This is a genomic window from Spirochaeta isovalerica (assembly GCF_014207565.1).
Taxonomy (GTDB): Bacteria; Spirochaetota; Spirochaetia; order DSM-2461; family DSM-2461; genus Spirochaeta_F; species Spirochaeta_F isovalerica.
The window spans coordinates 77,626-104,300 of the sequence record NZ_JACHGJ010000004.1 but is presented as its reverse complement, the minus strand read 5'-3'; the positions used below and the strand labels follow the sequence as shown (position 1 = coordinate 104,300).

Sequence of the window (26,675 nt, the reverse complement as noted above, 5' to 3'; positions counted from 1 at the left end):
GCGGGGGAAATTTCACCGAATCGAGATTATCAAAATTTAAAAAACCATCCAAAACAAAAATTACTGCGTCCATTACCCCGATCCGGCGTAAATGAAATAACCCCTCAAAAATGCGAGAAGGAGTAATTTCATGTGCCAAGAAACAACCGAAGCGGAAATGATGCAGAGTCTTGATCACATCATCGCCAATTTCGAAGGAGTGGAGGGGGCCCTAATCCCCGTGCTCCAGTCGGCTCAGAACCTCTTCGGCTACCTGCCCGAATCTGTCCTCAAACACATTTCCACATCCATGAAAATCCCTTACAGCGAAGTGACGGGAGTCGTCTCATTTTATTCCTGGTTTTCCACGATTCCCCGGGGAAGGAACATCATCAGGGTTTGCCTGGGAACCGCTTGTTATGTCCGCGGTGGGAAGGATGTTCTCAAAGCCCTGCAGGATCAGCTGGGAATTCCGGTGGGGGGAACGACCGAAGACAGAGAGTTCTCTCTGGAAGTGGGGCGCTGTTTCGGCGCCTGCGGCCTGGCGCCTGTCGTCATGATCAACGACGATGTCCACCAGAGGGTGAAGCCTTCCAAGCTTAAGGAAATTCTCAGTTCCTACAAAGAATCGGTGGAGGTGGTACACTCATGAAAGTCAGGAAAATCACATCTGTAAATCAGTTAACGGAAATACGGGATCTTGAGCGGGAAAAGAGGGAGCATGAAAAAGAGAAGCTGCAGGTTTGCGTCTGCGGCGGCGGAGGCTGTATTGCCTCCGGGTCCCTGTCTCTCAAGGAATCACTGGAAAAGAAAATCGCCGACTCGGGTATTGATGCCACAGTCAAGCTCACAGGCTGCCTCGGACCCTGTTCTAAAGGGCCGGTTCTCAAGGTCAATCCCGATTCGGTCATTTATGAGAATGTTCATGATGAAGATATCGATCTTATTGTAAAGGAACATCTCGGAGATGGTAGAGTAGTCGAATCTCTTACATGGAAGAATGTATCGGACGGAGAGAGTTTTGCCAGGCAGCCGGATATCCCCTTTTTCAAGGAACAGACTCCGATCGTTTTGAGAAATTGCGGCAATGTCGATCCCGCCAATATCTATGACTATATCGGCCACGATGGTTATCAGGGGCTGGCAATGGCTCTAAAGGGGATGAAGCCTCTTTGCGTCATCGAAGAGGTCATCCAGTCCGGGTTGAGAGGCCGGGGCGGCGGCGGTTTTCCCACTGGTAAAAAATGGGAATTCACGGCTCTTGAAAAGAGTGATATCAAATACGTTCTCTGTAATGCCGACGAGGGCGATCCCGGTGCTTTTATGGATAGAAGCGTTCTCGAAGGCGATCCTCACAGCCTTATAGAGGGTATGATTATCGCCGGTTACGCCATAGGTTCGTCCCAGGGCTATGTCTATGTTCGCGTTGAGTATCCTTTGGCTGTTGAAAGGCTGAATCAGGCGATCTACCAGGCCAGGGAAGCCGGCCTTCTCGGTAAAAATATTCTCGGTTCCGGTTTTGACTTCGACCTCGGTATCCGGATGGGGTCCGGAGCCTTTGTCTGCGGTGAGGAAACCGCGCTTATCAATTCCATTGAAGGGAAGAGGGGAGAGCCCAGGCCGAGACCGCCTTTTCCGGCTCAGAAAGGTCTCTGGGGGAAACCGACTCTTCTCAACAACGTGGAAACCTACGCCAACATCGCTCCCATCATACAGAGGGGAGCAGCCTGGTACGGCACTTACGGTTCGGAAAAGAGCAAGGGCACCAAAGTTTTTGCCCTGGCCGGTTCCATAAACAATTCCGGTCTGGTGGAAATTCCTATCGGTACGCCTCTGGGTGAGGTTATCTATGATATCGGCGATGGCATGAAGGAAGGGAAACACTTCAAGGCTGCACAGATCGGCGGTCCCTCCGGCGGATGTATCCCCCGGGAATATCTCAATGTCCCCCTCGATTATGACACCTTGAAAGAGTTGGGAGCCATTATCGGTTCAGGCGGCCTTATCGTTATGGATGAAGACACCTGTATGGTCGATATGGCTCGTTTCTTCCTTGAGTTCGTACAGGAGGAATCCTGCGGGAAATGCGTCCCCTGCCGGGTCGGAACCAAGAGAATGCTGGAAATCCTGAACCGGATCTGCGAAGGAGACGGCGAAGAGGGCGATATCGATAAACTGGTCGAACTGGGCCATCAGATTCAGCAGACTGCACTCTGCGGCCTGGGGCAGACGGCTCCCAATCCCGTTCTGTCGACGATCCGCCATTTCAGAAACGAGTATGTGGAACATATCCGCGATAAGCACTGCCGCGCCGGCGTCTGTCCCGATCTTGTCAGAGCACCCTGTCAGAGCGCCTGTCCCGCCGGTGTCGATATTCCGGGATTCATTTCGCTCACAGGCGAAAAGCGCTATGCCGAGGCCTTGAAACTCCATCGGGAGAGAAATCCTTTCGCTGCTGTTTGCGCCAGGGTCTGTTTTCACACCTGCGAGGAGAAATGCCGCCGGTCAACAATAGACGAACCGGTTTCCGTAAGGGGGGTCAAAAGGTTCCTCGTCGATCAGGAGATAACCGTTCAGCTGCCGGAAGTTCGGGAAAATGCCGAATACGCAAAGCGAAAAATCGCCATTATCGGCGCCGGTCCGGCCGGTCTTTCCTGTGCTTATTTTCTGGCCAGACTGGGATACAAACCGAAGATATTCGAAGCAGAAGATCGTGCGGGCGGTCTGCTTGTTCAGGCTATTCCCGCCTACAGGCTGCCCCGGGAAACTTTATTCAGAGAAATCCGTATGATCGAGGGCCTGGGAGTCGATATCGAAACGGGAAAACGGCTCGGGAAGGACTTTTCCTGTGATGACCTGAAAGCTCAGGGTTATGAGGCTGTCTTCCTGGCCACCGGTGCGGCCGGTTCGGTTTCTCTCGGCCTGCCGGGCGAAGAAGGGCCGGGCGTCGTTCAGTCCCTTCCTTTCCTCCAGCAGTATAATATCCGAGGTTCCGTTCCGGTCGGTCATCAGATCGTCGTGGTCGGCGGGGGAAATGCGGCTGTCGATGCGGCGAGAACCGCTATCCGGCTCGGAGCGGAAGAAGTCACCCTTGTCTACAGACGTTCCAGAAGCGAAATGCCCGCCTACGATGAGGAGATTGAAGCGGCACTCAGCGAAGGGGTCATTCTCAAGGATCTGACACAGCCCGTTGAAATCATCCGCGACGGCGATGGCAATCTCAGAGGTCTGAAATGTTCTCCCGTCGAACTGGGAGATTTCGATAAAAGCGGCAGAAGGCGGCCTCAGGTCAACAGAAAGAAGACTGATATCATCGAGACGGATCAGCTGATTATCGCAGCCGGCCAGAGACTGGATCAGCAGTTGATCGACGAGCAGAAACTGGAGCTGGGTATGAACAATTTTGTCTTTACCGATCCGGTCAACTGCCGCACCAGTAAGGATCGCGTTTTCGCCGGCGGAGATGTGACGACCGGTCCATCATCGGTTGTCGAGGCCATAGCTGGAGGAGAGAAGGGAGCCGTGGCGATCCATCAGTTCTTTACCGGCGAAGACAATGTCTTCTGGAGGGATGATAAGATCATCGAAACCAGTTACGACCCCGATTCCGATCCGGTTCCTTATCACAGGGAACAGATTCAGATGATAGATGCCCAGAGGCGGAAAAACAATTTCGATGAAGTGGAGCAGCCCTGGCACGAGGCTGTCGCGATCCGACAGTCCAAACGCTGTCTTCGCTGCGATTACGGCAAGGTCTGCCAGCATCAGGAGGTAAGCAAATGATCGGAATAACATTCAACGGTACGGAATATAAGGTTGATTCTTCTCTGACCATTCTGGAAGCGGCGAAGAGTATCGGCGTTCACATCCCGACTCTTTGTCATCTCGAGGGAAATCATCCCCAGGGGGCCTGCCGGGTCTGTGTCGTGGAAGTCGCCGGAGCCAATGCGCTCGTGGCCTCCTGCTCGACTCCTGTTCGCGACGGCATGGTCATTCAGACTGAGAACAGGCGGGTTCGCGAAGCCCGGAAAACTGTTGTGGATCTAATGCTGAGCGAACATGTGGGCGATTGCCGATATTGCGACAGAGGAGATGACTGCGAACTGCAGGACCTCTCCAATATGCTGGGGCTCCGGGAGCCTATGTACGCGGGAGAAACACCGCCTTCAGTTTTCGATCTCTCGACGCCCGCCCTTGTTCGCGATACTGGCAAATGCATCAAATGCCGACGCTGCGTTATGGTCTGTAATGAGGTGCAGAATGTCGGTGCGCTTTTCCCGCAGAACCGCGGTTTCGATACGGTCATAGGTCCGGCTTTTACCAGGGATCTCGACACGGTTGCCTGCGTTCAGTGCGGCCAGTGCGCGGCGGTCTGCCCCGTCGGAGCCATCACCGAGAAAAGCCATATCGAGCAGATTCATCAGGCCCTGGATAATCCTGAAAAAACCGTTGTCGTTCAGACCGCGCCGGCTATCCGCGCGGCCCTCGGCGAGTGTTTCGGCTACGAAGCGGGAACTCTGGTCACAGGCAAAATGGTAACGGCTTTGAAGCTCATGGGTTTTGACGGCGTGTTCGATACGAACTTCACTGCCGACCTGACCATTCTGGAAGAGGGATCGGAGCTTTTGAAACGCCTTAAGCAGACTCTGGTCGATGGAAAACCGGCGGCCCTGCCTCAGTTCAGCAGCTGCAGTCCCGGCTGGATAAAATACGCTGAATACTTCCATCCCGATTTTCTGCCTAATCTCTCAACCTGCAAATCGCCCCAGCAGATGTTCGGGGCGCTGGCCAAAAGCTACTATGCCCAACAGATCGGCGTCGATCCGAAAGATCTGGTCGTCGTTTCGGTTATGCCCTGTACGGCCAAGAAGTTCGAAGCCGCCCGTCCCGAGATGACGCAGAACGGTATTCCCGATGTGGATTATGTACTTACCACAAGGGAGCTGGGGCAGATGATCCGCTCCATGGGCATCGACTTCCGCAACCTGGGCGACTCGGCCATGGATTCGCCCTTCGGTCTCTCTTCGGGAGCGGCGGATATTTTCGCCAATACGGGGGGCGTTATGGAGGCGGCCCTCAGAACGGTTTACGAAATCGTTACGGGAAGGGATTTCCCCATGGATAACCTTCATGTCGCTCCCATAACGGGGCTGGAGGGAATCAAAGAGGCTTCGGTTCTCATTACGGATCCTGTCGATGCCTGGAAATTCCTCGACGGCGTAGAAGTAAAAGTGGCTGTGGCACACGGTCTGGGCAATACGGAGAAAGTCATGGAGCTGATTCGGTCCGGTGAGAAATCCTGGCATTTTGTTGAAATCATGACCTGTCCCGGCGGATGTATCGGCGGAGGCGGGCAGCCGCGTTTTACCGATGATGCCAAACGCCGCGCCAGAATCGCCGCGATTTACAGAGAGGATGAGGGCAAGCCGATACGCAAGTCCCATAAGAACCCGACGATAGAAGCGATTTATGCTGATTATCTGAAGGAACCGCTCGGAGAGAGGTCTCATCATCTTCTTCATACGGAATACGAAAAGCGCTCCATTGTTTGATATAGCTCCTCACCCCCACCGGGTGAGGAGTTCCTTTATAATCCGAAAATTGTAAAATCCATATCCATCCTGGCATCGAGAATCCGGATAATGTAGATTACATCTGCTTCAATACGATAAATGATTCTGTAATTCTCATAAATCAATTCACGGTATTTGTCATAGTAAATATCCATGCATTCCGGAACAATCCGTCCAATGAGAGGGAAATCCTTCAATGATCTGATTTTTATAAAAATCTCTCTGAAATATCGTTTAGCGGTGGATGGATTTAACGTATGGTAATAGGAAACTATTGAATCGAGATCCGATTCTGCGATAGGAGAAAGCTTGATATTATAGACCATACTTTTTTTTCAAAGATTCTTCAGCTGCTTCCAGAGATACTTCATTTCCCTTCTGAAGAGAGCGTTCGCCTTCATTAATCATCTTCAAAACCTGTATTTTTTTGAGCAAAGTCTCCCAGGTTTCAATATCCATAAAAACACCGGCGGATTTTCCATTCTGTGTCAGGATCATCGGGCGATGGTTATGATTCATTTTCTCAAGAATTTGATTGAAATTCGCTTTGAAATAGGAAAGCGAAGTAATATCTTCTTTCAGTGATATCTTCATTTCTTTACACCTCAATTACAGCATATTACAGTGCTGTGATTGATACAACTGAATTCTGTCTGAATTCGGTTTGGGGGTGATTTGTGAATTACAATGATGATATTGGTGAAATGTTGTATATCCAAAATAATTATAGAGTACCACCTCATTTTTTTTCAATCGATGAGGTGGAGTTCAATGTAACTGCTCTATGTATTCTCAATGGCAAAAGAGACCGGAAGAAGCTGGTGTAGAGTTTTACAAATTATTCCACAATTCGTCGAGCTGCCGGCTCAGCTTCTCCAGTTTGACCGACAGTTCCCGTCCTTTCTTGTGATCGCCTTTTGTGAAGGCGTCATTGATAGAACTTTCCAACTCACTTTTTTCGGTTTCCATCGTTTCGATCCGCGATTCCAGAACTTTCAATTCCTCTTCAGCTCCTTTATCGGAACTGTTTTTCCGGTCTTCCCGTCTGTCAGATCCTCTGGTTGATATCCGCCCGCTCGACTTCGGCCGGACCGGATTGGCTGATGCCCACCATCGGGAAAAGCTCCCGTCGAAGGAGACCAGTTTCCCGTCTCTGACTTCGATAATCCGGTCTACAGTTTTTTCCAGAAAATACCTGTCGTGGGATACGACGAGAAGTGTTCCTTCAAAATCTGCCAGAGCCTCTTCTACTGCCTCGCTGGAGAGTATGTCGAGGTGGTTGGTCGGCTCATCGAGAATGAGAAAATTCGTTTTCAGATAGATCAGCCTGGCCATTTGCAGCCTGTTTTTTTCACCTCCCGATAGGGAACCGGTTTTTTTCTCCATATCTTCCCAGGTAAAATTGAATGGCGCGACGATTTTAAAGGCATCGCTGCGGCTCAGTTGTCCGAGGCCGCGGATTTCATCTTCAATTGTTTCTTCGGGATTGAATATTTCCTGATGCTGCGAGCAGTAGCCGATCGTCAGGCTGGGGCCGACCCGCAGAATATCGCTGTCCCAGTTCCCCTCCTTTACGATATCCCGTATGAGAGTTGTTTTCCCGCAGCCGTTCGGTCCGATCAGAGCCACCTTTTCTCCGCAGTGAATTTCTGCCGAAGCATCATTAAAAAGCTTCAGTTCTCCGAATGCTTTTGAATAGCCGTTTATCTGCAAGGCTATATCGGCTTTGGTTTTATCCGCCTGGAAATCCATCTTTATTTTCTGTTCGAAGACCTCCGGCCTGTCCACGGCATTTTTCTCTTCCTGGGAGTAGCGGCTTTTCATGGCTCTAAGTCTCTGTCCCCAGGCCGGGTCGCAGGTGGCCGTAGCAATCTGCTGGAATTTTTTTACAAGTGCTTCGATGCGCTTCAGTTTCTTCTGATTAGCGACGTAGTCGGATTGCTGGTTGACCAGAGATTTAAGCCGGTTCATCCTGTAGTAGGAATAATTGCCGGCAAAGTCATTTGTCTTATTTCCCTCCACGGCGATTATCCGCTCGCAGACCCGGTCCAGGAGGTATCGGTTGTGGCTGACGATAAGCACCGCTTCCCGGTAATCGGAGAGAAACTGTTCCAGCCATGCCAGGCCCTTGTAATCCAGATGGTTCCCCGGTTCGTCCAATATCAGAAGATCCGGTTTGAGCAAAAGCGCTTTAGCCATGGCCAGTACGTTTTTCTCTCCTCCCGATAGCGTCTCCACCGGCTGTTCGAGCCGCCCTTCAAGGCCGAGGGAATCGAGAATCTTTTCCGCTCTCAGGTCCGCTGTATCGCCTTCGATGGCATCATATTCATCTCTGACCTGCTGATAGCGGTTCAGTATTTTTTCCAGATTCGTTTCTTCCGCCGATGACATCCTGTCTTCGAGCTCCCTCAGTTCAGTGGACAGCGACTGATAGGGAAGCATCATAACTTCCCTGACCGACAGAGCTTCGTCGAATTCAATATACTGGGGGACATATCCGATCCGGACGTTTTTATCCACGATTATATTGCCGCGGGACGGTTCTTCCCCGCCGGTTATCATTTTTATGAGAGTTGTTTTTCCGCATCCGTTCGGCCCGACGAGACCTGTTTTTTCGTTGGGATTGATTTTTAGAGAGATATTGTCAAATACGGTTTCTGTGCCGTAGTATTTTGACAGATTGATTATATTGATCATTACAGAGACTCCTCTTTAGTTCCGTTCTGAGCTTCAGAGGGTCAGGTTATAGATTGGGATTTAACCTAGGGACTGAAGCTCCTGCGGCGGCATGGGCGAGCAGGTGCTTGCACCGACCAGCCAGAGTGAGTATCCTGCAGTCCGTCTGATCATATATGGCATTTTGCTCCTCCCTTAGACTTCAAAAAAAAGGTATCTGCCGAAAACGGGCCGATACCTTATTAAATTATCACAGTAGCTGAAAACTGTCTTGGGAAAAAACAATTATCAGTAAACAGTCCTCCTCCGCTCCTCTACTTTTATTTTTCTGCAGAACGCCATTCATCGAGCTGGCCGCTGATGATTTCCTGTACTTTTGCCGTAATTTCCTTGGTGTTCTTAAAATCTTTGGGATTAAGAGGAGGAAAGACTTTCACTTTCATATCCGTGACCTTATTTATCCAGAGGCTTTTTCCCTTTACAGCCTTATACATATTATCCAGGGCTATGGGAATGACCGGGACTTCGGCCTTTTCCGCCATAATGAAAGCGCCGCGCTTGAATGTGCCGAGATTGCCGTCGATAGACCGCGTCCCTTCCGCGAAGATCATAACCGAATTGCCTTCGCGCAACATTTTTTCCGATTTTTTCATCATATCGATCTGGCTTTTCGCATCGTTTCTTTTGATGATGATATAGTCGTTCAGAGCCATATTCCATCCCACGAACGGTACTCTCAGCAGGGAGTTTTTAGCAACCCATTTGAAGTGTTTGAACATCCCGTAGAGAACGATGATGTCGAGAAGAGACTGGTGATTGGAAACGAAGACATAAGCCTGATCCTTTTTTATATTTTCCTTTCCTTCCCAGGTCACTTTCCAGAAGGGCTGGAGCCATATGTATATGCTGCCCCAGACACAGGAGAACTTGTGAAGAAGCGTTCTTCTTTTATCAAAGGGTGCGGTAAAGATAAAGATCAGCAGAGCTATGGGATAAAATACGACACACACTGCAACAAAGAGGGTTACTTCGTAAATTGTCAGAATAAATGTTAATAGAGATTTCATGGAAATAAATATAAATTGAAACCGCTTTTTGTATCAAGAGCGCAAATGAAAAGCTGCTTCGGTAAAGAGGAGCACCCCTTTGCTGAGGACATCGTCGGGAAAGTCGAAGTTCTGGGCATGGAGAGGAGGGACATCGTCTCCCAGTCCCAGCAAAACCAGCGCGCCGGGGCGTTTGTCCGTATAAAATGAAAAGTCTTCCGAAACCGTTTTCGCCTCGGTTGAACTGATACCGCCGGGAATATCACTATATTGGCTGTTGGCATCTTTCAGAGTTGATGAGAGTTTATCCAGAAATGCTTCGCTGTTATAGAGAGGAATTTTATATTTAGAGATGTATTCCGTGCTGATTCCGCATGCTGTCTGGTCTGCAACGGTATGCCCGGCCCTCTCGAAAAGAGCCTGAATCTCGCTGAAATGATCCCTGTGGTAGTAGCGGATAGTCCCCCGGATTTCTATCTCTCCGGGAATGATGTTTTCGCTGGAACCGCCGTTGATCATGCATGAGGAAACGACAGCCCTTCCGCTGTACCGCTCCGCTATCAATTCGATTTCGTCGATCATCCTCGCGGCGGAAGGGAAGGGGCTCAATCCGTTCATGGGAAGTGCCCCGTGAGTGGCTATCCCTTTTATCTTTGTCACAAAGGTCGCGGCAGCGGCGAAGAAGGGTCCGGATTTTGAGAAAATTTCCCCTTTCGGTAGTGCCGGCCAGCCGTGAATGGCAAGAACTTCGCCCACATCGTCCAGGACTCCCGCATCGACCAGATCGGATCCCCCGCATTCTATTTCTTCTGCGGGCTGAAAGACAAAACGAACCGGACGGGGGAGTTTATATCCTCTCTTAACCATTCTGTTTATCAGCAGGGCCGCGCCGCAGAGCATGCTCATATGTCCGTCGTGTCCACAATTATGGGCGGCTCCTTCATTGAGTGATTTCCATGGGATGTTTCCCTTTTCCTTCTGCTTCAGCGCATCCATATCCGACCTGAGAAGCAGTGCCTTCCCGTCTTTTTCGCCGTTAATCTGATAGACCAGATCGGTTCCCAGAAAGCTTTCAAAAGGGGTCATGCCGCATTCGCTGAGAAACTCGACAAGCCGCCGCCTCGTCTCTTTTTCACTCCAGGCTATTTCGGGATAGCGGTGCAGTTCTTTTCTGAGCTCTTTGATCCCGGGGATAAGGTTGTTCAGTTCGTCATCCATGATGCTGTAGAAATCGTTCATAATCATTCACTATACAGGAGAAGGGGAGACTTTACAAAAGAAATAATAATTTCATAAAACTGTTTCTTATCTCTTTTACAGTCTGTGTAAAATAATATATTATATCGATCTATTTATGAATCAATGGTATGGTATTAGTGGACAAGATGATGAACCGTACATATTTAATTCTGCTTGTTTTATTCTGGGTTACAGTTTGTTTGTCTGCTCAGACCGAGCCGGTTGGAATTGAAGAAATTTCATTCCGATTCCTGGAAAAGCAAAAAACCAATGAAGTTTCTCTCCGGGCTTATATTGATCTTAACGAGGGTGATATCTTTCCATCTTACGAAGATATGGAAGAGACTCTTGAAAAGCAAAAAGTCATATTGCTGAATACCCGATATTACAAGTCAGTGGAATATGTTATCGAGGAAACGGAAAATCAGAATTATTACCATATTACTTTTATTCTTGAAGATGGTTGGACCATACTTCCGAAACCTTACATGCTACCTAATTCCGATGTGGGAACGAATGGATGGTCTGCCGGTTTGGGATTAGAGTATGACAACTTTTTCGGAACCATGTCAGATTTTACCCTTGATGCGATTGCCAATCTCGCCTTCGGCGAATCTATCCGTCTGAAGATGTGGGAGATTTCTCCGCAATTAAGGAACATTAAATTAGGTCCTGTTGTTTTCAATGCTGATTTTTCCCAGATGTTTGACACGACTGCAGTTACGAAACCGGAACTGCAGGAGGAACTGCAGCTGCAACAGCATTATTCCAACTATTCCAGTATTTTGAAATTATCAACAGTATTTCATCTGGGAGGGGATTGGACTTATTTCCTTTCGCCCGGGTTCGGTTTTAATTATATGTACAACTACCATGATATATTTGAGGGTGTTACTGTTCAGAATAACGGCTCCGTTGATGAAATCCCCTTTTTCTTTACTCTTGAAAATAGATTCGCAGTCAGCCGGCTCGATTGGGTAAAGTCTTTTCGGAAGGGATATTCTGTTTCTTTGAAAAACTCTCTTTCTATTTTAAAAATCGTGAATGAAAAGGCTGGAACTGATTGGCTTCAATTCGTTCCAGCCTTTTCATTAAATGCCAAAGTCTATCTCCCGTTTTTTAAAATCTTCAACTATTATTCCCTTGCTGAAATTTTCTGGTCGGTAAATAACTTCGTTCCTGAATTGGGCGAAAGGCTCAGAGGGGTCCTGAACAGTTCCATGAGCGGCGATCTGGCTTTTTTCTGGCTTAATACCATCGCTATAGAAATATGGAGTATTGACACATTACATATACAGCTTCATCCCTTTGTCGATATGGGTATAGCCCTGAATACGGAAGAATACAATTCCTTTGACGACAAGTTCAGAATCGGCTTCGGCGCTGAAGTTCTTCTTATGGTTGGAAGTGTTGATTTGAAGGGGAAATACGGATATGATCCGGTTTCCAATTACCATGACTTCAATTTTATGATCGGATTGACTTACTGAATCAGTCCGGCTCTTTACAAAACAAATCGGAACCTGTAAAAAAAATTCTATGTTTAAAAGATCGGAATACTCTGCGGGAAAATACAAAGTCGTGCGACTCGATAACGATAAGGGGTCATTTGTTGATATAATTCCTCAATTGGGAGCAATGATATACCGTCTTGCGCTGAAAACGGGCAAGGGAGAGGTCAAGGACATCCTGAGATATGATTCTCCCGGGGAGCTTGAAAGCAACCCCATGTATCGGGGAAGAGTCCTGTTTCCTTTCAACGACCGGATTCCCGGTGGAAAGTATTGTTTTAATAATTCCGTTTTTTTTCTTCCCATTAATGAAGTGTCCGATAATTCTTCGATCCACGGTCTTGTTTATGATAAATTCTTTGATGAAATTCATTGTCTCATTCAAAGCGATTATGCCGAGTTAACCTATTCCTTCTCTATTTCAGATGAAGATTGGTCCGGATATCCCTTCTCAATAAACCTTAATGTCACTTATCGCCTATCTGAAAAAGGATTCGAAACGGCATATCACATTAAAAATACAGGAATTCAGAGATTGCCGGTTGCTCTCGGCTGGCATCCTTATTTTAAACTGGGGGACAAAGTAGATGATTGGATATTAACTTGCGGGGGAGGTAAGTATGTCGCTGTCGATGAGCAGCTTATTCCCACCGGCGAAATTAAATCCGTTTCGGGAACATCTCTGGATTTTACTGTTCCTGCCGCGATTAATGATTCAGAACTGGATATCGCTTTTTCCAATTCAGTGGACGGAACCATCTCTTTATCCAATGGAATGGAGCAGCTGATTCTGGAGTTTGATACTTCTTTATTTCCTTTTGTCCAATTGTATATCCCTCCCGAACGCGATTCTATTGCAATCGAACCGATTACCGGCGCAACCAATTCTTTTAACATTGAAAATCTGGGAAGACTGGTGCTGGCTCCGGGAGAAACAAAAAGCGGTCGTGTCGTTTTAAGATTGAAGTGACAATTAAAATAATTCTTCACATATAGAGAAAACTGTTTTAATATATGAGCGAGTAGTCACTCTTTAAAAGGAGTTAGAGGAAAAAAGATGAAAAGAAATATATTATGCCTGATTCTCCTCATAACAATGGCACTGTCCCTATGGGCGGAAGGAGAAGGGAAGGTCGCTGACAAAATAGTTATTGACGGCACATGGATGACCAGAGATTTTATTATCCTGAGTAAGCTGGGATTCAAAGAAGGCGATTCTGTTACTCAGGAAGATTTGGAAAAAGCTGAAAAGGAGCTCTACAGATTAAATCTCTTTTCTAAAGTTGAGTTCACCTGGGATGAAGAAGAGGACGGCACAACGACTTTACATGTACTGGCCAGGGATCAATTTCTGATTATGCCTCTTGTCGCAATTGACGGTTCATCCAGCACTATCAAGCTGGGAGCGGCTGATGAAAATTTCCTCGGTTTCAATGTTGATCTGAGTTTGGCTTATGAGCAGGAAAAACAATATTCACAGTACGATTTCATAAAGCGAAGGATTCGGGGATCGGTAGGACTTCCCGATACATTGCTTAACGGGTTCACATTCGGCCAGGTTGTAAATATCGGTTTGGACGGGAACGCGGAGCATGAGATTAAAACAGATTTCTCTCTGCCTACTCGTTGGTTTAATGATTGGCTCTGGCGGTTTTACTTCTCGAAAAGCCTCGATGTTATCTATGATGCTGAAGATGGCGTAAAGTTATCCGGGTACTCCGATAGTAAATGGGATCTTCACACAATATTCAAATCCGACTGGGATAAATTATGGAATCCCCGCTTTGAATTCGGTTGGTATTCCAGTGAAATCGGAGATACGGGGTTGGTCGATGTCGGCTTTGATGGAATTATGGGAGCGAATTCCTATTTGTATTGGAGCTCAGGCATCACATACGGAGAGGTCCGGACTAAAAATTCCTATTTCCAGAAAAACGGATGGAAAGTTTTTGCCGATTATTCAATGGATATAAAAACAGCGGGAGATAATTCGTTTGAACCCCTTATTCATGATTTCTCTATAGGCGCGGAAGCGCATTGGCTTGCCTTCAATTGGTTGGAATTTGCCGGTTATTTAAATTACGGCGTAAGTAATCTTGAAAATAATTACAGAATTCCGATTCATAATACCAGAGACAGATCAGTTCCCGGCTTGACAATAAACGGTTCTACATTCTATTCATTGACAGCCCAGGCTCATGTAACCTATGTGAACGTTGACTGGTTCGCTTTGGAGCATGTAGCCTGGTTTGATCTTGCAAGAGCGGGCATTGATTCAGCTGATCTTTTCAGTACAGCACCTAAAATGGCTGTCGGTACGGGGCTGAGATTCCGCATACCGAACATTCCCTGGCTCTATTTCTATATAGATATTCAATGGGCCCTTCCCGAAACGGGACAGGATTTCTGGGGAATAAAAATCTAATTGTAAAGTAATGCGGCTGGTGGAAATACCGGCCTTTTTTTTGCACTGACCTTAGTTTCAAATATGAAATGCAAAACAATATATGAAACACATTGACAGTTTTATCCTTTCCCTTTCATAATAAGCTATGGAAAAACAAAACAGCGCCGTTCCGGCTCTCGATAAAATGGATCTTATTTTCGATCTGCTGACCCGGACTCCCGAGGGGTTGAGCCAGTCTGTTATCGCTTCGGAACTCCAGCTTCCCAAAGCAACCGTTTCCAGAATGATCAACCGGCTGACAGGACAGGGTTACCTGGAACAGGACCATCTGACGGGGTTGTACAATCTAGGCGCCAAGCTTCTGACTCTGGGGAATATCGTCAATCAAAGGCTTGATGTCGCAGCGCTCGCGGCTCCCCATATGAAGGAACTCGCCCGGGAAATAGATGAAATGGTGAAATTGAGCATTATGAGGGGAGATACTGTCTATCCGCTGTGCAGTTTTGAGAGCCGTAAAGCCGTGAGAATCACTCTTGATTCCGGTACGGTCTATCCGCCCTATATCGGCGCGGCGGGCAAGCTGCTCCTCGCTCTGACAGAAGAGGGGAGACTTTACCGCCAGAATGTACTGCCTTCTATTGTATTGAAGTCCTATTCGCCCTATACGATCGCGGACAAGGCTAAACTGGAAGAGGTCATCGACCGCATCGCTGTCGAAAAAATCGCCTATGACCATCAGGAGGAATCGGAAGGCATTTACGCCATCGCCATGCCGGTCTTCAATTCACTGGGAGAAACGGCCGGTGCGGTCAGCATTCCCTTTTTCGGAGATTTTGAGAGCAAATCGGAAAACTATAAATCGAGGCTTAAAGCCTGTACGGATATGATTTCCCGTTCCATGGGATATGAAAGAGGAAAAGTATATGAATAATGAGTATCGAGACATTGCAGCCAGACTGGCGGAGATCGCCATAATTCCGGTAATTAAACTGGATAACCCCGAGCATGCCTCTCCGCTGGCGGAAGCTCTTGAAAAAGCCGGACTGCCCGCCGCCGAAGTGACGTTCCGGACCGATGCAGCCGCCCGTTCCATCGAAATTATCAGCGAAAAGTTTCCCGGTGTTTTAACAGGGGCCGGGACGGTCCTGACCATCGATCAGGTGAAATCAGCTGTCGATTCGGGCGCCCGTTTTATTGTCAGCCCCGGATTTAATCCCCGCATCGTCGATTACTGTGTCGACAGGGGAATCCCAGTCTATCCCGGAGTCAACAATCCATCGGGAATTGAGGCGGCTCTGGAAAGAGGGCTTGACGTTCTCAAGTTTTTCCCTGCCGAAGCCTCGGGCGGCATCAAAATGATAAACGCCATGAGCGCTCCCTACGGTAAAGTGAAATTTATGGCTACCGGGGGGATCAACGCCTCTAATCTGATCAGTTACCTCGAGTCTCCCTATGTCGCGGCCTGCGGTGGTTCCTGGATGGTTAAGGGAGATCTGATAAACAGCGGTAAGTTTGATGAAATAGAGAAACTGAGCGTCGAAGCGGTCGGTCTGGTTAAAACATGGAGAAGCAAATGAGTAAAATAGTTACCCTGGGCGAAATCATGCTCAGATTAAAATCGCCGGGAAATGAGAGATTTTTTCAGAGTCCTCTGCTGGAAGCCACTTTCGGAGGTGGGGAGTCCAATGTCGCTTCCGCTCTGGCACTTCTGGGCAAAGAGGCTTCCTTTGTCACGGCTCTTCCTGATAATCCGCTGGGGAGAAGCGCCCGGGACACTGTCAGAGCGCGGGGCGTTGATACCTCTCAGATCGTTTTTCAGGGAGAGCGACTCGGCGTCTATTATCTGGAAACCGGCGCCAACCAGAGACCGTCCAATGTCGTCTACGACAGAGCCGGTTCTTCCATCGCCGAAGCCGGTCCGGAAGATTTTGACTGGGATGGCGTATTCGCCGGAGCATCGTGGTTTCATATTACGGGAATCACTCCCGCTCTATCGGAATCCTCCGCCGCTTTGTCCATGCGCGCCGTGGAAGAAGCGAAAAAAAGAGGTCTAACCGTATCCTGCGACCTCAATTACAGAAAGAAGCTCTGGAAATACGGAAAAAGGGCTCCCGAAGTTATGAACGAGCTGGTTAAATTCGTCGATGTCGCCATCGCCAATGAAGAGGATTGCCAGAAATCTCTGGGAATCGAGTCCGACGCCGATGTCAGCAAAGCCGATCTGGGTCTGGACCGCTACGAAGATATCTCGAAGAAAGTGCTCGATAAGTTTCCGGAAATGAAAATGATCGCCATCACAATGAGAGAGAGCCATTCGGCCGATCACAACAGCTGGTCTGCCGTGCTCAACGACAGAAAAGACTTTGTCGTGTCTCAGAAATACGAGATAAAAAATATCATCGATCGTGTCGGGGGAGGGGATTCCTTCGCAGCGGGACTTATTTACGGACTGACTTCTTACGAATATCATGAGGAAGCTCTCAGGTTTGCCGTGGCGACGTCCTGTCTCAAACACTCCATTCCCGGAGATGTGGCGCTGGTCTCGGAAGCGGAAGTCCTGAATCTGCTGAAGGGTGACGGCTCCGGCAGGGTCCAGCGGTAGTAAAGAAAGGCTGTCCCGTCCCGGATGAGACAGCCCTCTGGAAAAAAATAATAAACAGTTCCGTCCGTTGGATATATACTGTGGTAATGAAAGTTTTATTATCGGGATTCGATCCATTCGGAGGGGAAGAAATCAACCCCTCCTGGGAAGTCGTGCGGTCGCTTCCCGATTCGTTGAAAGGCCATATTCTGGTCAAGACACAGCTTCCCACAGCTTTCGGCGAATCATTCCACAATTTGAATTCCCTCTGGGATAGAGAGAATCCCGACATTGTTCTGGCTGTAGGGCAGGCCGGGGGACGTTCGGGACTATCTGTAGAGAGGGTAGCGATAAATCTGGATGACGGCAGAATCCCCGATAACAGGGGACGGCAACCAGTTGATTCGCCGATTACCGAGGATGGTCCCGACGGTTATTTTTCCAACCTGCCGGTTAAAGCAATGGTTCGGGCTTCTATCGAAGCCGGGATTCCCGCTTCCCTGTCCTTTTCAGCCGGCACTTTTGTTTGCAACCATATCATGTACCGGATTCTTCACAGGATAAATACGGGAGATTCCAAAATTAAGGGTGGATTTATCCATGTGCCTTTCCTGCCGGATCAGGCTGCGGGAAAGGGCGATGTTCCTTCCATGAGTTTTGAATCGATGAGAACAGGGCTGCTGGCCATGGTGGAAGCAGTTATAGCGGGAAAACCGGATCTGAATGTTCCCATGGGCAGGATCTGCTGATTTTATTAACATGCCGTTTACCGACTGCCTGCAGATCGAAATGAAACCGCTCTCCATGGAATTGCGGGAGAGCGGTTGGGAAGTCAAATACCTGACATAAAAAGGTTACAGGGCGATTTCTTTTTTCAGAAGATCGCCCAGTCTCCTGATCCCTTCAACTATTTTATCTTCCGGCATATTGGAGAAATTCAATCTCAGAGTGTTGTGTACACCACCGTTCGGAAAAAAAGATGCGCCCGGTACATAGGCCACTTTCGTTTCTTCCAGGGTTCTCTCCATCAGCTCTTTCGTATCGATCGATTCGGGAACGACAACCCATGTAAACAGGCCACCTGAAGGATAGGTCCATTTCGCTTCTTCGGGAAAGTATTTTTCTATGCTTTCCATCATAAGATCTCTTCTTTTCTTATAGGTCTTTTTTATGGTTTCCACATGTTCTTCAAAGTCGTATTTTTCCATGAAAACGGCGATTTCTCTCTGGCTGATAGAGCTGCTCTGCACATCTGAGCTCTGTTTCACCATAATGCATTTGGAGAGAATTTCCGGTGAAGCGCAGATCCACCCGATTCTGAGCCCCGGTGCAAAGGTCTTTGAAAAGGTGCCCAGAAACATGACGAGACCCTCTGTATCCAGAGACTTGATGGAGGGCTGTCTTTCTCCTTCGAAGATGAGTTCACCATAGGGATTATCTTCAACAACGGGGATTCTGTATTTGCCGGCCAACTCTATGAGAGCTTTTCGACGTTCCAGTGACCACGTCCTCCCGGAGGGATTCTGAAAATCGGGAATAACATATATGAACTTGACATTGTCTGTCTCTTTAAGAGCTTTTTCAAGATCTTCGGGAATCATCCCTTCATCATCTGTATCCACTTCCCGGAAATTTCCCTCATAGGCACGGAAAGCATTTACAGCTCCCAGATACGTCGGACTTTCGCAGAGAACCGTGTCTCCCGGATTAAGAAATATCTTTCCAGCAAAATCGAGCCCCTGCTGAGATCCGCTGATGATAAGGATTTCATCGCGGTTTGTCGGGTATCCTGTTTTGGCCATTCTTCCGGCAATAAAATCCCTAAGTGGCACATAACCTTCTGTCGGACTGTACTGAAGGGCTTCTTCTCCCATATTGTCCAGTACATATCGGGAGACTTCTTTCATCTTTTCCACGGGAAACAGTTCCGGTGCCGGTAACCCGCCGGCGAAAGAAATTATATCATTTCTGGCGGCCAGTTTAAGAATTTCCCTGATTTCCGATGCTTTGACACCATCCACTCTTTTTGAAAACATTTTTAAATCCTCCTTTTCAAGGTTCATAGCTCAACGTTTCGCTATGGCAGTTCTGCCCGTTTCATCAGGGCATCATATAACCGAAGAAGCGCCGCGACATCTGATTGACGAATTTCAGAGTGTGCTCTTCTGTTGTTTTCCTCGCCTGTTCGGAGTCTCTGGCTTCTATGGCGTGGGCCATGTTTTTCAGAGTCTCGTAGAACCAGTCAAAATCATCTATAACGTACTCGATCGACTGAAGAAACCGCGCTGTTTTGGTGTTCAGCTGGTCGAGTATTTCGATAAGCATCTCGTTGCCTGAAGCCTGGCGGACGATCTGATGGAACCGCTGATCGTCATTGATACAGAGTTTGTAATCGCGGACGATATCGTAGCCGGAAAATCGTTCAATGATGACAAATAACTCTTTTATCTGATCATCCTTTGCCCTCCGCGCAGCCAGTTCCGCAGCCAGTCCCTCCAGATTCTTTTTAACCTCATAGGCGTTCTGAACTGACTTCAGATCGATCTGAGTGACAAAAGTTCCCACACGGGGGCGTGTTTCCACCAGACCGATCTGGCCAAGTTTTATCAGGGCTTCCCTTACGGGTGTCCGGCTCACACCGAATTCCTCAATCAGCTCTTTTTCCTGAACCGCATCACCGGGCTTCATTTCAAGATTGATTATTCTTTTTTTCAGAGTCTCAAATATGTAGGTGTTGGACGGTTTCAATAGGTTCTCCTGATCTCGTATACAAATAATTGTAAGTATACTGCTGATATATTACCTTGGTTCAACCCCAGTTTTTCAACATTTTTTCCCATTTCCGGTCGCGCATCACTTCAATCTGACTGATTTCTTCATCGGATAAGTGGCGGAACCGGGCCTGTCTCTTCAGATGGTCGGCTACAGGTTTGAAATCTCCGGGTTTTCTGTTAAGACGGAATTCGCCGTCTTCATATTCTGCGAGAAACCAGAGCCCCGTATCCACAACTTCCTTAGCCAGATCGACGGTGATCTTCGATCCGTGCCCCCAGCCGGTAGGGCAGGGGGTGTAGATGTGGATATAGGCGGGGCCGTCGCATTCCTTGGCCTTCTGCACTTTATTCAGAAAATCCTCGGGGTAACCGATGCTCGCTGTGGCCGCGTAGGTGATTCCGTGGGCTGCTGCTATTTCAAACATGTTTTTCTTTTCGGTAACACAGCCGTGAATGGCCTTGCCCGCTGGAGTGGTTGTCGTCGCCGCTCCGAAGGGAGTCAGACCGCTCTTCTGGATACCAGTGTTCATATAAGCTTCATTATCCGTACAGATGTAGATGAACTTTTCTCCTCTGTCGATCGCTCCGGAAAGGGACTGGATCCCTATATCGGCGGTTCCACCGTCACCGGCGAATCCCACGGAGAGGGGCGCTTCTTTTCCGAGCGCTTCCAGGCCCGCCGCAATCCCCGTCGCCACAGCGGCTGTAGAAGCGAAAGGCGTAATAACGGCATTATTCTTAAAGGCCATATTGGGATAGATAAAGGAAACAGCGGCCATACATCCCGCAGGGAGTGACAGGTACGCTTCCTCTCCCAGTACTTTCAGGGCCAGTCTGAGAGCCAGGCTCTCGCCGCAACCGCCGCAGGCTTTGTGTCCGTAGAAACATTCCTTTGCATCGATGTTCCGGGCGTTGAGTTTTTTTATCATAAGGCGCACCCCATATTGAAATACTGAACCGTTTCCCCTTTCTGTTCGAGAAGAGCGGAAAACATCTCTTCGATATTCTCTTTCGTAATATCCCTTCCGCCGAGTCCGGCAATGAAATTGAAGGTCCGTCCCCTGTAGCCTTTCTGCAGAAGAGAGGAATTGACATTGGTATAAACCGTTCCTTCGAATCCGAAGGAGATATTCTTGTCCAGAATACCGACCGCACTTGCTTTCCCGATCAGTTCGTACAGATCATCGGAAGGGAAGGGCCTCAGCAGTCTGAGTTTCACCAGTCCCGCTTTAATTCCCTTTTCCCGCAGAGAGTCCACGACAACCCGTGCCGTTCCGGTCACAGACCCGGTTGTGACCAGAATCACATCAGCATCTTCGTTCCTGTATCCATCAGCAGCGCCTCCGTGGCTCCGGCCGAAGGATTTTTCAAAATCCCGATCGATTCTTTCCAGCTGTTCGAACACTTTGAACATATCCCTGTGCTGTTTGATCTTGAACTCCATGTAGTGCTGGTTTCCCGCGGAAATACACAGGCTCATGGGATCCTGATCGTTCATCAGATGGGGAGCTTTTTCAATGGCTGGAAGAAAGCTGTCCACCAATTCCTGTCCGGGTATATCCACTTTTTCATAGGTATGTGTCAGCACAAAACCGTCCACATTGATCATAACCGGCGTCAGGATGTCGTGGTTCTCCGCCAGCTTGAAGCTCTGGATAACCATATCAAGGGCTTCCTGGGCGTCCTCCACAAAGAGCTGGACCCAGCCTGAATTGATCACGTGCATGGCGTCCATCTGATCCCCGTAAATATTCCAGGGTGTGGCTATGGACCGGTTGGCGTTCATCATGACGATGGGAAGCCGGGCTCCCGAGGCGTAGGGCAGTCCTTCCGACATATAGAGCAGCCCCTGGGAGGATGTAGCCGTAAAGGTCCGGGCACCAACGGAACTTGAGCCGATGGAACAGGCCATGGCGCTGTGTTCCGATTCCACATGGAGGTATTTGCAGTCCATTTCCCCGTTCTGTACAAAGGACGACAGTTTTTCAACTGCTTTCGTCTGAGGAGTGATGGGGTAGGCGGCTATGACATGGGGCCGCGACAGGCGGACGCCCCAGGCGACCGCTTCGTTTCCGTTCAGAAATGCGAATTCGCTCATGCCTGGTCCTCCTTTACCATGGATATGGCTCCGGGTTTGCATTGGTGAGCGCAGATACCGCAGCCTTTGCAGAAGTCATAATCGATATGGAAAACTTTCGCGTCTTCTTTGTGAATGGCTCCGTCGGGGCAGAGCAGATAGCATTGATGGCAGCCAATGCAGAGGGAATAATCCATGACGGGTCGGAAAACTCTCCAGGCGGCATTTGCATCGCATATATGGAAGGAGGAGCAGCTGGAGCCCATGGGGACATCGGATAAGCTGTTCCATTGGGGACGGGGGCTCATCTTAAAATCTCTCATAGGCTTTCTCCAGAAGAATAAGGTTTTTTTCAAGCACAGAGGTTTTCAGGGAAGATTTGAGAGCTTCCACAAGGGCGTTGTAGGAAACCGTTTCCCGTGACAGAGCCGCCAGAGCTCCCAGCATGGCTGTATTGGCTATGGGCAATCCCAGTATTTCCAAAGCCAGGCCTGTGGCGTCAATGGTCCGGATCCTCGCATCGGAAAGGTTCTTATCTGCTGTGTTGATCAGGATCAGGGCATCTTTCTTCAAATCGCCGAAGTACCGGTCGCTCCACAACGTGTCATCAAGAAAAATAATAAAATCGCACAAGCCGATTTCGCTTCTATCGGTAATAGGTCTGTCGCTTATCCTGTTGAAACCCAGTACGGGAGCGCCCCGTCTTTCGGGACCGAATGAAGGAAAAGCCTGGGCGAACCGATCGTCATGAAGCGATGCCGCTGTTCCCAGGAGCTTGGCTCCTGTGAAGCTTCCCTGACCGCCGCGACCGTGCCAGCGTATCTCTTTCAGCATATTTTTTCTTCCTTTTTAAATTGATATTCATCTAATATATCACATGTATATTAGTGATTTTATAAGCGAAAATCATAACTGTCAAGTTTTTCGATGAGATCAGTCATGTCAGAGGAAAAGCAACGGATCGCCATTTAAGCTTATGCTTCGGTAAATAATTATATATATCTTGACAATCATTTTAATCTGGCTTACTTTGTAATTAGAAGTTACTTTGTAAAGCAAAGTAACTTTGAAAGATAAAGCCGGTAGGGAGTCATATGGAAGAAAAAAAAAGGGAGATCGAAGATTATCTGAAGGATCTGACTGAAATCAAAAAAGTAATGGATCAGGCGGAGGATTACGGGATTATTGAAACCTGGGTTTACTGGGTATATGGTGTTCTTATCATAGCGGCGTCTGCGCTTTCCTATTATCTGGTCGCTTCAAGAGAGCTGAGCCGCATGACGCTTTTTCTGGCTGTCTGGCTTCCGACTTTTTTTCTGGCCGGCGTTACGGAGACCGTGGGCTGGGTGAGGCGGATGGATAAAATGTCGGCTCCGCTTCTCTCCAACCGGTTCACAAAACTGGCCGTAGGATTTCTGGGGCCGATGGTCATTCTCTGTATCATGATGTACTACCTTCTGCAGACCGATATTCCCCATGCGGGGATCTATCTTATGGCCGGAGCCGTCCCTCTGTTCATGTACAGCCAGATCACCTATTCGTCTTTGATGATAGAAGCCTGGGTTCTCACGGGAATGGGATTTCTCTTTATCATCAATCAGGTTTCGTCCCTTCAGGGATCGGCTGTCGCGGGAATCGCCGTCGGGATCGCCTACATTCTGACGGGATTTCATGTCCATTATATTGAAAGGAGCCGTAATGGATGATCTTTACACGCGGTTTGACAATGTCTTCTTCGAAAAAACGAGACTGTCCATTCTGACCGTGCTCTACAAAGATGAAATGGTTTCATTCAACCAGCTCAAATCTCTTCTCGGGGGGACCGACGGCTCGATCTACACCCATATGGAAAAGCTGATCAAGGCCGGATATGTGGAAAAACGGAAAGAACTGGCCGGGAGCACGGTTCAGACAGTTTATAAAATAACGAAAGAGGGGAAATCCCTTTTTAAAGAGTACCTGGCTTTTCTGGAACAGATGTTGAAGGAAAACCGCTAAACGGAGTGTTTATGAAAGAAAAAAAAGAAAATTTCAGGGAAAGGATTCTCGGGAGATGGGCTGTGTGGTCAGCCCGGAACTGGGGAAAGGCTTTTCTTATTATATTGGGAATCACAGCGGTCATGGGCGTCGGGCTGTCCATTCTGAAAGCGGATATGACATTCTACTCCATGCTGCCTGAGAATACCAGCCAGGTGAAGGATATGAAGAAAATCATAGAGGATTTTCCAGCGGCGTCCTCCATTCTGGCCGTTGTCGATGCCAGGGATATAGAAGATCCCGTCGAGGCGGAAAAACAGGTGAAGATGGGGATCGATGCCATTGTCGCCAGACTGTCTGAAGAGCAGTTCAGCGATTCCGTCGTTAGGGTTACGGGGAAGACCGATCTGGATTTCTTTAAGAAACACGGTCTTATGTTTACTGAGGAAAAAGACATAAAGCGCTTCTCCCGCATGTACGGAGATCTGAATCTCGTTCCTCTCCTAACCGCTGTGAATGATGATTTCGAGAGAGAGTATGCAGGAGACGGAGACAAGCTTTCCGATGACCAGCAGATGGCTGTAGGGATGTTCCGGGGACTGGATCAGCTATTGGGAGTCCTGGACCGGTCGGCCAGAGGCGGGAGCGTCTCCTCTTCCGAGGTGGATGCAGCGCTCGATAACTGGCTTTTCGGGGAAACCTATATTCTCAGCAAAGACAACAGGATGGGGATCGCCTTAATTGAACCGACCTTCTCCATGAATGATTATTTCTATCTGGCACCCTACGTCAATTCCATTGAGGACGCGGTGAAGGATGTCGGCAACGACCTGGGGATTAAGACCGGGCTGACGGGAATACTCGTCGTCGGTCGCGATGAAATGGTGACGGGCGAGCAGGGGATAGTCCTTTCCTCTGTTCTGGCGCTTGCCGCCATTCTCATACTGATGATCCTAACCTTCCGCATGTTTTCCGTTCCCCTTATTTCAGGTGTTCCCCTTATTATCGGGATACTCTGGACTATGGGAATGAGCGGCTTCGTCATCAGAAAACTCAATATGATGACGGCCATGTATCTGGTGGCACTGATGGGGCTGGGTATCGACTTCGCAATCCATCTTCTCACAGCCTACAGGCAGGAAAGGGATGCCGGGCTGGATTTCTACGATGCCATCCGCCATGCTATCGAGAAAAGCGGTTCGGGAATTCTAACCGGGGGACTGACAACAGCCGCCGCATTTTTCGCCCTTGTCATTGCCGAAACCCAGATGATCCGGGAGCTCGGTCTGGTCGCCGGTATGGGAATTGTCTGCGAACTTCTCGCCATGCTTCTCATCATTCCTCCCATGCTGGGGTTCCGGGAGTACAGAAGAGTCAAAAAGGGTAAAGGCGAGCACAGCCTGTTCAAAAAGATCAATATCCGGTCCGATGCCGCATCGGGAATCGGAGCTTTGCTGGTAAAAGCTCCTTTGCTGATTTCAGGGCTGATGCTGGCCATGGGACTCTTTTTTGCCCTGAAAGCTCCCGGAGTTTCACTTGAAACAAACCTGATGAAGATGGAAGCCGAAGGGCTTGAATCGATCGAGCTTCAGGATGTGCTGGTTGACGAGTTCGGCATGGCACCCGACTCCCTATCCATCATTTCCCACGATCCCGCCGAGGTAAAGGATCTGAGCGACAGGCTCGAGGATCTCTCCTCGGTGAAAATGGTCGATTCCATAGGCGATTACTATGTTCCGCCTGAAGAAGGTGCGAGACGGGGGGCTTTAATCCGCGATTTTGCTTCAGAGTTGGACAGTGAGAAACCTGCAGACCGGGTCGACAGCGAGGGACTGCTTGAAGAACTCTACCGCCTGGAAATGAATATGATGGAGATGGGCGACCTGGCTTATCTCGGCAATATGCACAAACTGCTCAACACCATAGGAACGGTTACCGGTGTCAGTGCGGAGGGCGACAAAATCGGCGAGAGTAATTTCGACAGGCTGTTCGCCACACTCGAGTCGGGCGAGGGGGATGCCGCGGGGCTGGAAGCGCTGCAGAGCACTCTTGTTCCGCTCCTGAAGGGAAAACTCGAAGCAATGGCGTCGGACGAACCGGTTTCCTTCGATATGCTTCCGGCGAATCTGCGCGATTCCTATATCTCAAAGGATAAATCCAGTTACCTCCTCAATGTCATTCCCACGGAAAACCCCTGGGAAGGCGATTTCCGGACAATTTATCAGCAGCAGATGAACACCGTAACCGACAGGGGGACAGGCATGCTTCTCGCCGGGGACCAGCTTTCTTTCATGGCGGAAAAAGACGGGGTTCTCTCGGCTATAGTGGCTATTATCGTTGTGTCTCTCATTCTTCTTCTGGACTTCCGCAATATCAAACTTGTTGTCCTGACCATGACTTCCCTTCTGCTCTCTTTTCTCACTCTTTTCGGATTCATGGCTGTGACGGGGATCAAGTTTGACTTTCTCAATATCATAGTCGTGCCTCTGCTTATAGGAATCGGCGTCGATGACGCGGTGCATATCAATCACCGCTATCTGCTGGAGGGTAAAGGGAAGATGAAGACCGTTATCGGGAAAACAGGAACGGCGCTGCTCATTACGACACTGACGACCATGGTGGGATTCGGTTCCTTTATACCATCGCCCATGCGTGCCATGAGAAGCACGGGGATAATCCTACCCATAGCCATGGCCATAGCGTTCCTTTTCTCAGTGCTGTTTCATCCGGGCATGCTCATTCTTTTGAGCGAAAAACTGAATCTCAATTTCAAACCATGGTCTTTACGGAAAAAGTAATTCTTCCCGACCATGCAACCTGACCAAAGGAGAAAAA

Annotated in this window: 24 protein-coding genes; 13 read left to right on the top strand and 11 right to left on the bottom strand. The window is 48.7% G+C overall.

Translation table 11 applies throughout. The features are described from left to right. Positions 1–130 precede the first annotated feature (130 nt). Genes nuoE through HNR50_RS11870 form a run of 3 tightly spaced genes read left to right on the top strand, consistent with a single transcriptional unit; the run spans position 131 to position 5,531 of the window. Positions 131–631, top strand: a complete 501-nt coding sequence (gene nuoE / locus HNR50_RS11880; protein WP_184746992.1) for an NADH-quinone oxidoreductase subunit NuoE — start codon at positions 131–133, stop codon at positions 629–631. Next, complete coding sequence (gene nuoF / locus HNR50_RS11875; RefSeq protein WP_184746991.1) at positions 628–3,762, top strand: NADH-quinone oxidoreductase subunit NuoF; 3,135 nt, start codon at positions 628–630, stop codon at positions 3,760–3,762. The genes nuoE and nuoF overlap by 4 nt, the downstream gene beginning before the upstream one ends. After that, positions 3,759–5,531 carry an NADH-dependent [FeFe] hydrogenase, group A6 gene (locus HNR50_RS11870; RefSeq protein WP_184746990.1) on the top strand — a complete coding sequence of 591 codons (1,773 nt, stop codon included), beginning with the start codon at positions 3,759–3,761 and terminating at the stop codon, positions 5,529–5,531. Before nuoF ends, HNR50_RS11870 begins: the two co-directional genes overlap by 4 nt. A 35-nt stretch (positions 5,532–5,566) precedes the next feature. On the opposite strand, the gene HNR50_RS11865 is transcribed toward HNR50_RS11870, so the two are convergent. The 5 genes from HNR50_RS11865 to HNR50_RS11845 all read right to left on the bottom strand — a co-directional run bounded on the left by HNR50_RS11865 (position 5,567) and on the right by HNR50_RS11845 (position 10,513). Beyond that, complete coding sequence (locus HNR50_RS11865; protein WP_184746989.1) at positions 5,567–5,878, bottom strand: type II toxin-antitoxin system RelE/ParE family toxin; 312 nt, start codon at positions 5,876–5,878, stop codon at positions 5,567–5,569. After that, a complete protein-coding gene (locus HNR50_RS11860; RefSeq protein WP_184746988.1) occupies positions 5,868–6,146 on the bottom strand; it encodes a type II toxin-antitoxin system Phd/YefM family antitoxin in 279 nt (92 codons plus the stop codon). Before HNR50_RS11860 ends, HNR50_RS11865 begins: the two co-directional genes overlap by 11 nt. 237 nt (positions 6,147–6,383) lie before the next feature. Beyond that, on the bottom strand, positions 6,384–8,249 hold the full coding sequence (gene abc-f / locus HNR50_RS11855) for a ribosomal protection-like ABC-F family protein (protein WP_184746987.1): 1,866 nt from the start codon (positions 8,247–8,249) through the stop codon (positions 6,384–6,386). 299 nt (positions 8,250–8,548) lie between these two features. Beyond that, entirely contained in the window at positions 8,549–9,295 is a 747-nt protein-coding gene (locus HNR50_RS11850) for a lysophospholipid acyltransferase family protein (RefSeq protein ID WP_184746986.1), read from the bottom strand. Between the two features lie 33 nt (positions 9,296–9,328). Next, positions 9,329–10,513: a M20 metallopeptidase family protein gene (locus tag HNR50_RS11845; protein WP_184746985.1), complete on the bottom strand. Its 1,185-nt coding sequence runs from the start codon at positions 10,511–10,513 to the stop codon at positions 9,329–9,331. 200 nt (positions 10,514–10,713) lie between these two features. Between HNR50_RS11845 and HNR50_RS11840 the strand changes: the two genes are divergently transcribed. The 7 genes from HNR50_RS11840 to pcp all read left to right on the top strand — a co-directional run bounded on the left by HNR50_RS11840 (position 10,714) and on the right by pcp (position 17,761). Then, positions 10,714–12,003, top strand: coding sequence for a BamA/TamA family outer membrane protein (locus HNR50_RS11840; protein ID WP_184746984.1), 1,290 nt, complete (start codon positions 10,714–10,716; stop codon positions 12,001–12,003). 49 nt (positions 12,004–12,052) lie between these two features. Then, positions 12,053–12,994, top strand: a complete 942-nt coding sequence (locus HNR50_RS11835) for an aldose 1-epimerase (protein ID WP_184746983.1) — start codon at positions 12,053–12,055, stop codon at positions 12,992–12,994. Positions 12,995–13,081: 87 nt separating this feature from the next. Further along, entirely contained in the window at positions 13,082–14,449 is a 1,368-nt protein-coding gene (locus tag HNR50_RS11830; RefSeq protein ID WP_184746982.1) for a POTRA domain-containing protein, read from the top strand. Positions 14,450–14,576: 127 nt separating this feature from the next. Then, positions 14,577–15,362, top strand: a complete 786-nt coding sequence (locus tag HNR50_RS11825) for an IclR family transcriptional regulator (RefSeq protein ID WP_184746981.1) — start codon at positions 14,577–14,579, stop codon at positions 15,360–15,362. After that, entirely contained in the window at positions 15,355–16,008 is a 654-nt protein-coding gene (locus tag HNR50_RS11820; RefSeq protein WP_184746980.1) for a bifunctional 4-hydroxy-2-oxoglutarate aldolase/2-dehydro-3-deoxy-phosphogluconate aldolase, read from the top strand. The genes HNR50_RS11825 and HNR50_RS11820 overlap by 8 nt, the downstream gene beginning before the upstream one ends. Beyond that, the gene (locus HNR50_RS11815) at positions 16,005–17,033 is read left to right on the top strand and encodes a sugar kinase (RefSeq protein WP_184746979.1); all 1,029 of its coding nucleotides are present in this window, start codon (positions 16,005–16,007) and stop codon (positions 17,031–17,033) included. The genes HNR50_RS11820 and HNR50_RS11815 overlap by 4 nt, the downstream gene beginning before the upstream one ends. A gap of 86 nt (positions 17,034–17,119) precedes the next feature. Next, on the top strand, positions 17,120–17,761 hold the full coding sequence (gene pcp / locus HNR50_RS11810) for a pyroglutamyl-peptidase I (RefSeq protein WP_184746978.1): 642 nt from the start codon (positions 17,120–17,122) through the stop codon (positions 17,759–17,761). A gap of 105 nt (positions 17,762–17,866) precedes the next feature. Here the strand turns inward: pcp and HNR50_RS11805 are convergent, their stop codons facing one another. From HNR50_RS11805 to HNR50_RS11780, 6 genes are all read right to left on the bottom strand, one after another. Beyond that, the gene (locus HNR50_RS11805) at positions 17,867–19,048 is read right to left on the bottom strand and encodes an aminotransferase-like domain-containing protein (protein WP_184746977.1); all 1,182 of its coding nucleotides are present in this window, start codon (positions 19,046–19,048) and stop codon (positions 17,867–17,869) included. Between the two features lie 64 nt (positions 19,049–19,112). Further along, positions 19,113–19,760, bottom strand: coding sequence for a GntR family transcriptional regulator (locus HNR50_RS11800; protein ID WP_184746976.1), 648 nt, complete (start codon positions 19,758–19,760; stop codon positions 19,113–19,115). Between the two features lie 61 nt (positions 19,761–19,821). Next, positions 19,822–20,715 carry a thiamine pyrophosphate-dependent enzyme gene (locus HNR50_RS11795; protein WP_184746975.1) on the bottom strand — a complete coding sequence of 298 codons (894 nt, stop codon included), beginning with the start codon at positions 20,713–20,715 and terminating at the stop codon, positions 19,822–19,824. After that, a complete protein-coding gene (locus tag HNR50_RS11790) occupies positions 20,712–21,884 on the bottom strand; it encodes a transketolase C-terminal domain-containing protein (RefSeq protein WP_184746974.1) in 1,173 nt (390 codons plus the stop codon). Before HNR50_RS11790 ends, HNR50_RS11795 begins: the two co-directional genes overlap by 4 nt. Next, positions 21,881–22,186 (bottom strand): 4Fe-4S binding protein, encoded by a 306-nt coding sequence (locus HNR50_RS11785; RefSeq protein WP_221439866.1) that lies wholly within the window; start codon positions 22,184–22,186, stop codon positions 21,881–21,883. Before HNR50_RS11785 ends, HNR50_RS11790 begins: the two co-directional genes overlap by 4 nt. Continuing rightward, the gene (locus HNR50_RS11780) at positions 22,173–22,697 is read right to left on the bottom strand and encodes a 2-oxoacid:acceptor oxidoreductase family protein (RefSeq protein ID WP_221439865.1); all 525 of its coding nucleotides are present in this window, start codon (positions 22,695–22,697) and stop codon (positions 22,173–22,175) included. Before HNR50_RS11780 ends, HNR50_RS11785 begins: the two co-directional genes overlap by 14 nt. Positions 22,698–22,957: 260 nt before the next feature. Between HNR50_RS11780 and HNR50_RS11775 the strand changes: the two genes are divergently transcribed. Genes HNR50_RS11775 through HNR50_RS11765 form a run of 3 tightly spaced genes read left to right on the top strand, consistent with a single transcriptional unit; the run spans position 22,958 to position 26,638 of the window. Then, a complete protein-coding gene (locus HNR50_RS11775) occupies positions 22,958–23,569 on the top strand; it encodes a hypothetical protein (RefSeq protein WP_184746973.1) in 612 nt (203 codons plus the stop codon). Continuing rightward, positions 23,562–23,861, top strand: a complete 300-nt coding sequence (locus tag HNR50_RS11770) for a transcriptional regulator (RefSeq protein ID WP_184746972.1) — start codon at positions 23,562–23,564, stop codon at positions 23,859–23,861. The genes HNR50_RS11775 and HNR50_RS11770 overlap by 8 nt, the downstream gene beginning before the upstream one ends. Before the next feature lie 11 nt (positions 23,862–23,872). Then, on the top strand, positions 23,873–26,638 hold the full coding sequence (locus HNR50_RS11765; protein ID WP_184746971.1) for an MMPL family transporter: 2,766 nt from the start codon (positions 23,873–23,875) through the stop codon (positions 26,636–26,638). Positions 26,639–26,675 lie beyond the last annotated feature (37 nt).

What these genes read in the sequence shown, in the direction of transcription:
- nuoE (WP_184746992.1), top strand. Translation starts at nt 131, where the DNA reads ATGTGCCAAGAAACAACCGAAGCGGAAATGATGCAGAGTCTTGATCAC.
- nuoF (WP_184746991.1), top strand. Translation starts at nt 628, where the DNA reads ATGAAAGTCAGGAAAATCACATCTGTAAATCAGTTAACGGAAATACGG.
- HNR50_RS11870 (WP_184746990.1), top strand. Translation starts at nt 3,759, where the DNA reads ATGATCGGAATAACATTCAACGGTACGGAATATAAGGTTGATTCTTCT.
- HNR50_RS11865 (WP_184746989.1), bottom strand. Translation starts at nt 5,878, where the DNA reads ATGGTCTATAATATCAAGCTTTCTCCTATCGCAGAATCGGATCTCGAT.
- HNR50_RS11860 (WP_184746988.1), bottom strand. Translation starts at nt 6,146, where the DNA reads ATGAAGATATCACTGAAAGAAGATATTACTTCGCTTTCCTATTTCAAA.
- abc-f (WP_184746987.1), bottom strand. Translation starts at nt 8,249, where the DNA reads ATGATCAATATAATCAATCTGTCAAAATACTACGGCACAGAAACCGTA.
- HNR50_RS11850 (WP_184746986.1), bottom strand. Translation starts at nt 9,295, where the DNA reads ATGAAATCTCTATTAACATTTATTCTGACAATTTACGAAGTAACCCTC.
- HNR50_RS11845 (WP_184746985.1), bottom strand. Translation starts at nt 10,513, where the DNA reads ATGAACGATTTCTACAGCATCATGGATGACGAACTGAACAACCTTATC.
- HNR50_RS11835 (WP_184746983.1), top strand. Translation starts at nt 12,053, where the DNA reads ATGTTTAAAAGATCGGAATACTCTGCGGGAAAATACAAAGTCGTGCGA.
- HNR50_RS11830 (WP_184746982.1), top strand. Translation starts at nt 13,082, where the DNA reads ATGAAAAGAAATATATTATGCCTGATTCTCCTCATAACAATGGCACTG.
- HNR50_RS11825 (WP_184746981.1), top strand. Translation starts at nt 14,577, where the DNA reads ATGGAAAAACAAAACAGCGCCGTTCCGGCTCTCGATAAAATGGATCTT.
- HNR50_RS11820 (WP_184746980.1), top strand. Translation starts at nt 15,355, where the DNA reads ATGAATAATGAGTATCGAGACATTGCAGCCAGACTGGCGGAGATCGCC.
- HNR50_RS11815 (WP_184746979.1), top strand. Translation starts at nt 16,005, where the DNA reads ATGAGTAAAATAGTTACCCTGGGCGAAATCATGCTCAGATTAAAATCG.
- pcp (WP_184746978.1), top strand. Translation starts at nt 17,120, where the DNA reads ATGAAAGTTTTATTATCGGGATTCGATCCATTCGGAGGGGAAGAAATC.
- HNR50_RS11805 (WP_184746977.1), bottom strand. Translation starts at nt 19,048, where the DNA reads ATGTTTTCAAAAAGAGTGGATGGTGTCAAAGCATCGGAAATCAGGGAA.
- HNR50_RS11795 (WP_184746975.1), bottom strand. Translation starts at nt 20,715, where the DNA reads ATGATAAAAAAACTCAACGCCCGGAACATCGATGCAAAGGAATGTTTC.
- HNR50_RS11790 (WP_184746974.1), bottom strand. Translation starts at nt 21,884, where the DNA reads ATGAGCGAATTCGCATTTCTGAACGGAAACGAAGCGGTCGCCTGGGGC.
- HNR50_RS11785 (WP_221439866.1), bottom strand. Translation starts at nt 22,186, where the DNA reads ATGAGAGATTTTAAGATGAGCCCCCGTCCCCAATGGAACAGCTTATCC.
- HNR50_RS11780 (WP_221439865.1), bottom strand. Translation starts at nt 22,697, where the DNA reads ATGCTGAAAGAGATACGCTGGCACGGTCGCGGCGGTCAGGGAAGCTTC.
- HNR50_RS11775 (WP_184746973.1), top strand. Translation starts at nt 22,958, where the DNA reads ATGGAAGAAAAAAAAAGGGAGATCGAAGATTATCTGAAGGATCTGACT.
- HNR50_RS11770 (WP_184746972.1), top strand. Translation starts at nt 23,562, where the DNA reads ATGGATGATCTTTACACGCGGTTTGACAATGTCTTCTTCGAAAAAACG.
- HNR50_RS11765 (WP_184746971.1), top strand. Translation starts at nt 23,873, where the DNA reads ATGAAAGAAAAAAAAGAAAATTTCAGGGAAAGGATTCTCGGGAGATGG.